Consider the following 4704-nt stretch of genomic DNA (forward strand, 5'->3'; position numbering starts at 1 on the left):
GCTCGGGGGCCTCCTGCGGGGGCCGGGCGAACAGCCGGGCCAGGGCGGACCGCCGCGGCGCGATGTGCTGAKCGGGCGCCGGCGGCGGAAGCTGCCCGGTTCCGCCCCCGCCCACCGGCCCGGGCGCCACGGGAAGCTGCCCTGTCCCGTCCCCGCCGACCGGCCCGGGCGCCACGGGAAGCTTCCGGGTCCCGCCGACCGGTCCGGACGCGACACCCGCCAGCCGCTCCCGCATCCCGGCGGCCCGCCTCCGGGCGTCGCGGACCGACAGCGGCAGCGGCTCCCAGCCGGCCAGCCGCCCCAGCGCCACCACCGGCGGATGCACCGGAGAGACGGCCATCACCTCGGCGGGCGCCCCCGTCACCGGGGCGGCGCCCGGCGACGGCAGCAGGACGACCTGGTCCGCGTACTGCACCACGCGCTCCAGCCGGTGCTCCGCCATCAGGACCGTCGTCCCCAGGTCGTGGACCAGTCGCTGCAGCACCGCGAGGACCTCCTCGGCCGCCGCCGGGTCCAGGGCGGACGTCGGCTCGTCCAGTACCAGGACGCGGGGGTGCGGGGTCAGGACCGAACCGATCGCGACGCGCTGCTGCTGGCCCCCGGACAGGGTGGCGATCGGCCGGTCGCGCAGCCCGGCGAGACCCAGCAGATCCAGGGTCTCCTCGACCCGCCGCCGCATCACGTCCGGAGCCAGGCCCAGCGACTCCATGCCGTAGGCCAGCTCGTCCTCGACCGTGTCCGTCACGAAGTGGGAGAGCGGGTCCTGGCCCACGGTGCCGACCAGATCCGCGAGCTCGCGGGGCTTGTGGGTGCGGGTGTCCCGCCCGCCGACGGTCACCCGGCCGGTCAGCCGGCCGCCGGTGAAATGCGGCACGAGCCCCGACACCGCACCCAGCAAAGTCGACTTGCCGACCCCGGACGGCCCGACGAGCAGCACCAGCTCACCCTCGGGAACGGTCAGGTCGACGCCCGACAGGGTGGGGCGGTCCACGCCCTCGTACTGCACCGAAACATCGTCGAACCGGATCACACCTGCTCCTCGAAGCCTGTGGGGGAAGGCGGGACGGGCGAGCCCGTGGGAGAGGGCGGGACGGGCGCGACCACCGCCGGCAGCAGCCCGATCAGCACCGCGGCGGCCGGCCACAGCGGCAGCACGGGCGCGGTCAGCGGGACGACGCCGGGGTGCAGCGCCGCCGGATCCGCACTGCCCGCCCAGATCATCGCCACCGCGACCGCCGCACCGGACCCCGCGACCAGCCAGGCCCGCACCCCCCACCGGTCGGGCCGGTAGCGGGTCCGTACCGAACGCGCCCCGCCGAGCCGCAGCCCGGCCGTCGCCGCCACCAGCCCGGCGATCAGCAGCGGCAGCCCGTACACCGCGCCCTGCGCGGCGAGCAGTCCGTACGTACCGGCGCAGACGCCCAGCAGCCCGCCCAGCGTCAGGACGTTCGTGGTGTGCCGGACCGTGGCCGGAACCTGCGCGGTGCGGCCGTAGCCGCGGGCGTCCATCGAGGCCGCCACCGCCACCGAACGCTCCAGCGCACCCTCCAGCACCGGCAGCCCGATCTGGAGCACGGCCCGCACCCCGCCGGTCGGCCGGCCGCGCAGCCGCCGGGCGGTGCGCAGCCGCATCACGTCGGCGACCATGTTCGGCGCGAACGTCATCGCGACGACGACGGCGACCCCGGCCTCGTACAGCGCCCCGGGGAGCGACTTCAGCAGCCGGGCCGGGTTCGCGAGGGAGTTCGCCGCGCCGACACAGATCAGCAGAGCGGCCAGCTTCGCCCCGTCGTACAGCGCGAACAGCAACTGCTCGGCGGTGACCCGGCCGCCGATCCGGACGCCCTTCGCCCACTCCGGCAGCGGCACCTCGGGCAGCGTGAACACGACATGCGTGCCGGGGATCGGGGAGCCGAGGAAGGCGGAGAAGAGCAGCCGCACACCGATGACGAACAGCCCGATCTTGATGAACGCCCCGTAGGACCGGGCCCACGGCGCGTCCGTGCGGCGCGCGGCCACGACGTACCCCGCCACGCCGACCAGCAGGCCGAGCAGCAGCGGGTTGGTGGTCCGGGACGCGGCGGTCGCGAGCCCGAGCGCCCACAGCCACCAGGCGCCGGCGGGCAGGGCGTTGCTCCGGGTGGCGGCGGGGGCGCGCCAGGCACGGAGCCGGTCCTGCGGGGCGTCCGTACGGTCGGCTGTGGTGCCGGTCATCCGCGGCGGCGGCGGGCCTGCGCGACTGCGGCGATGCCGACGAGCAGGACGGCACCGACCCCGACGAGGACCCCGGCCGAAGGCCCGCCGCCGTCCGCACCGTCGCCGCCGGTGGCGACACCGGCCGACGTGGGCGCGGAGGCGTCGGTCGTGGCGGTCCTGCCGCCGCCCGAGTCCTGCGACACCTGCTCACCGCAGCCGGACTCCGGATAGCCGGAGATCGCGCAGAGCAGCGCGTCACTGCCGTACCGCAGCGGCTTGGCCACGGAGGCGAGGGCCTCCGCGCTGCTGGCGTCCTCCGGGACCCGCGCGCACGCGGTCCGCACCGCGGGCGGCGTCTCGCCGTCCGGGGCGTCGGCGGCCGTACCGGGGTCGATGACGAGCGCGACGCGCTTGCGGCCGTCCTCGGCGGGCGTGTCCGCGCAGATCTTCGCGAAGGCGGGGGAGCGGCGCGGCTGGGCCGCGTCCTGCGAGTCCGCGCTCACGGCGAACCGGAAGCCCTGCACCGAACCGTCGTCCGGCCGGACCAGCGACGGCCCCTGGGTGGCATACGCCCATCCGCTGCCGGAGCCCTCCCAGAACGACCAGTAGCGGTAGCCCGCGGCCTGGGCCGGGCCCGCACCGAGCACGGCCAGGACGGCGCCCAGGACCACCAGCAGCACGGTGGCCCGTCCGCCGAGCCGCACCGCGGACCGGGCGTCCGCGCCCCGGCCCGCACGGGAGACCCTCACAGCTGCTGGTTCTTGCGGCGGCCGCTGATCAGGAACCCGGCGCCGGCGCCGACGGCGAGTCCGATCCCGACGAACCACCAGACACCGCCGATGCCGTCCCCGTCGCCGCTGTCCTTCTTCTCCTCCTCGGTGGCGCTCGCCGTGGGCTTCTTGTCGGTGGAGGGCGCGGGACCCGTCGCGTTCAGCTGGGCGACGAGGTCGGCGCCGCCGAAGTCGTGGACGTCGGAGCCGGTGGCGTGGGCGGCCATGACGAGCTGCGCGTAGGCGGCGGGGCCGTTCTCCTTCGCCCAGGCCGCGGAGTTCTTCTCCAGCCACTTCACGGAGGCGGCGGCCTTGTCCTTGTGGCCGGCCGCGGACAGGGCGACGACCGCGTCGGCGGTGTTGCCGAAGTCGGGCTGCGGGGCACTGTCCTCGGCGCCGGGCATCGGCGGCGAGTCGAGGTGGCCGGTCTTCTTGAGGGCCCCGGCGAGGTAGTAGGCACCGTTCTGGGCGGCCTGCTCGGGCTTGAGGGCGTCACCCTCGGTGCAGGTGGGGTCCTTCACCGCGGCGTTGTTGCCGACGACGAGCCCCTTGCCGAGCGATCCGAGTACGGCGGCCGCGGTGGCGTCGCCGTTGGCGACGAGCTTGCCGGCCTTGTCGGGCTGGTACGCGAACGCGCCGCCGTCCTTGCCGCCGCAGGCGATGGCGAAGGTGAGCAGCGCGTCGTACGGCGTCCTGCCCTCGCTGTTCGTCACATCGTCGAGCCTCTCGCCGGCCCGGGCGAGGGCGCCGATCACGATCGAGGTGGAGTTCGCGTCACTCGGGCTGCCGGCGGTGTAGCCCCAGCCGCCGTCCTCGTTCTGTACGGACTTCAGCCAGGAGGCCCCGTGCTGCACGAGCTTCTCGTGCCCGCGGACCTCGTGCAGCGCCTGCACGGCGGCCGCCGTCGCATTGGTGTCGACCATGGTCTTGGCGTCGCAGCGCACGGTGGGGTCCGGCCGGTACGCGGGGAACGCGCCGCTGTCGCACTGCTGGCCGATCAGCCAGTCGACGGCCTCCTCGGAGGGCGACACCCCCACGGCCCGCTGCGAGGCGAAGGCCAGCGACTGCCGCCACACCCCGTCGTACGTCGGGTCCTTCGTGCCGTACAGGCCCGAGGGCAGAGCCACGGACGGCGAGGGGGAGGGGGACGGCGCGGCGACTGCGGCCGGGGCTGCGGCCACACAGAGCACGGTGGCGGTGGCGGCGAGCGCGGCTGCGCTGCGGCGTACGGTCATGGCGGGCGGGGCCTCTCCTGGGGGAACCGGGCACAGGCACACACAGGCACCAGGCTCCGGCTCCGTATACCTCGACGGTGCCGGCCACCGGGGGGTCCCGACGGCACGAGCCGGTCACGACACGGACAGGGCATTCCCGACTCCCGCCCGGCTGGGCGGTCACGGGATGGGGCCTCCCCGGCTCGAGCGAAGTCGAGAGAGAGGGGAAGGGTCAGCGCCGGATTCGCACCGGCTTCCCCCTGATCGGACATGATGACGACCAGCCCACTCTACCGGGCGGGCCCCGGGGCCCCTCGGCGTGGGCGGCCCCGGCATCCGACGGCATGGCCCCCTGTGGCCGGTGCGGCGGCCGCCCACGGAGGCGCCGAAACGCGCATGGCTCTTTCGAGGAGTGATCGTTAAACTACAACCGGCTTGAGAATCAGTCTGGTTGAAAGGGTGKGGCGGCAGTCGCTGGCCTTCGCCTCGCAGCGGGCCGTGGGGGTGTCGCCCTCCGAGGAGGC

At 75.3% G+C, this 4704-nt stretch carries 4 protein-coding genes; all 4 read right to left on the reverse strand.

Translation table 11 applies throughout. From position 1 onward, the window contains the following. The coding region (locus EAO72_RS13265) for an ABC transporter ATP-binding protein (RefSeq protein ID WP_261991457.1) at nt 1-1030 on the reverse strand (1030 nt) is incomplete at its 3' end. Next, on the reverse strand, nt 1027-2214 hold the full coding sequence (locus EAO72_RS13270; protein ID WP_148017502.1) for an energy-coupling factor transporter transmembrane component T: 1188 nt from the start codon (nt 2212-2214) through the stop codon (nt 1027-1029). The genes EAO72_RS13270 and EAO72_RS13265, both read right to left, overlap by 4 nt. Then, nucleotides 2211-2900, reverse strand: a complete 690-nt coding sequence (locus EAO72_RS13275) for an SCO2322 family protein (protein ID WP_148017804.1) — start codon at nt 2898-2900, stop codon at nt 2211-2213. Before EAO72_RS13275 ends, EAO72_RS13270 begins: the two co-directional genes overlap by 4 nt. Before the next feature lie 41 nt (nt 2901-2941). Continuing rightward, a complete protein-coding gene (locus EAO72_RS13280) occupies nt 2942-4201 on the reverse strand; it encodes a prenyltransferase/squalene oxidase repeat-containing protein (protein ID WP_148017503.1) in 1260 nt (419 codons plus the stop codon). Nucleotides 4202-4704: the final 503 nt, after the last annotated feature.

Source organism: Streptomyces sp. OR43 (assembly GCF_008042275.1).
In the GTDB taxonomy this organism is placed as follows: Bacteria; Actinomycetota; Actinomycetes; order Streptomycetales; family Streptomycetaceae; genus Streptomyces.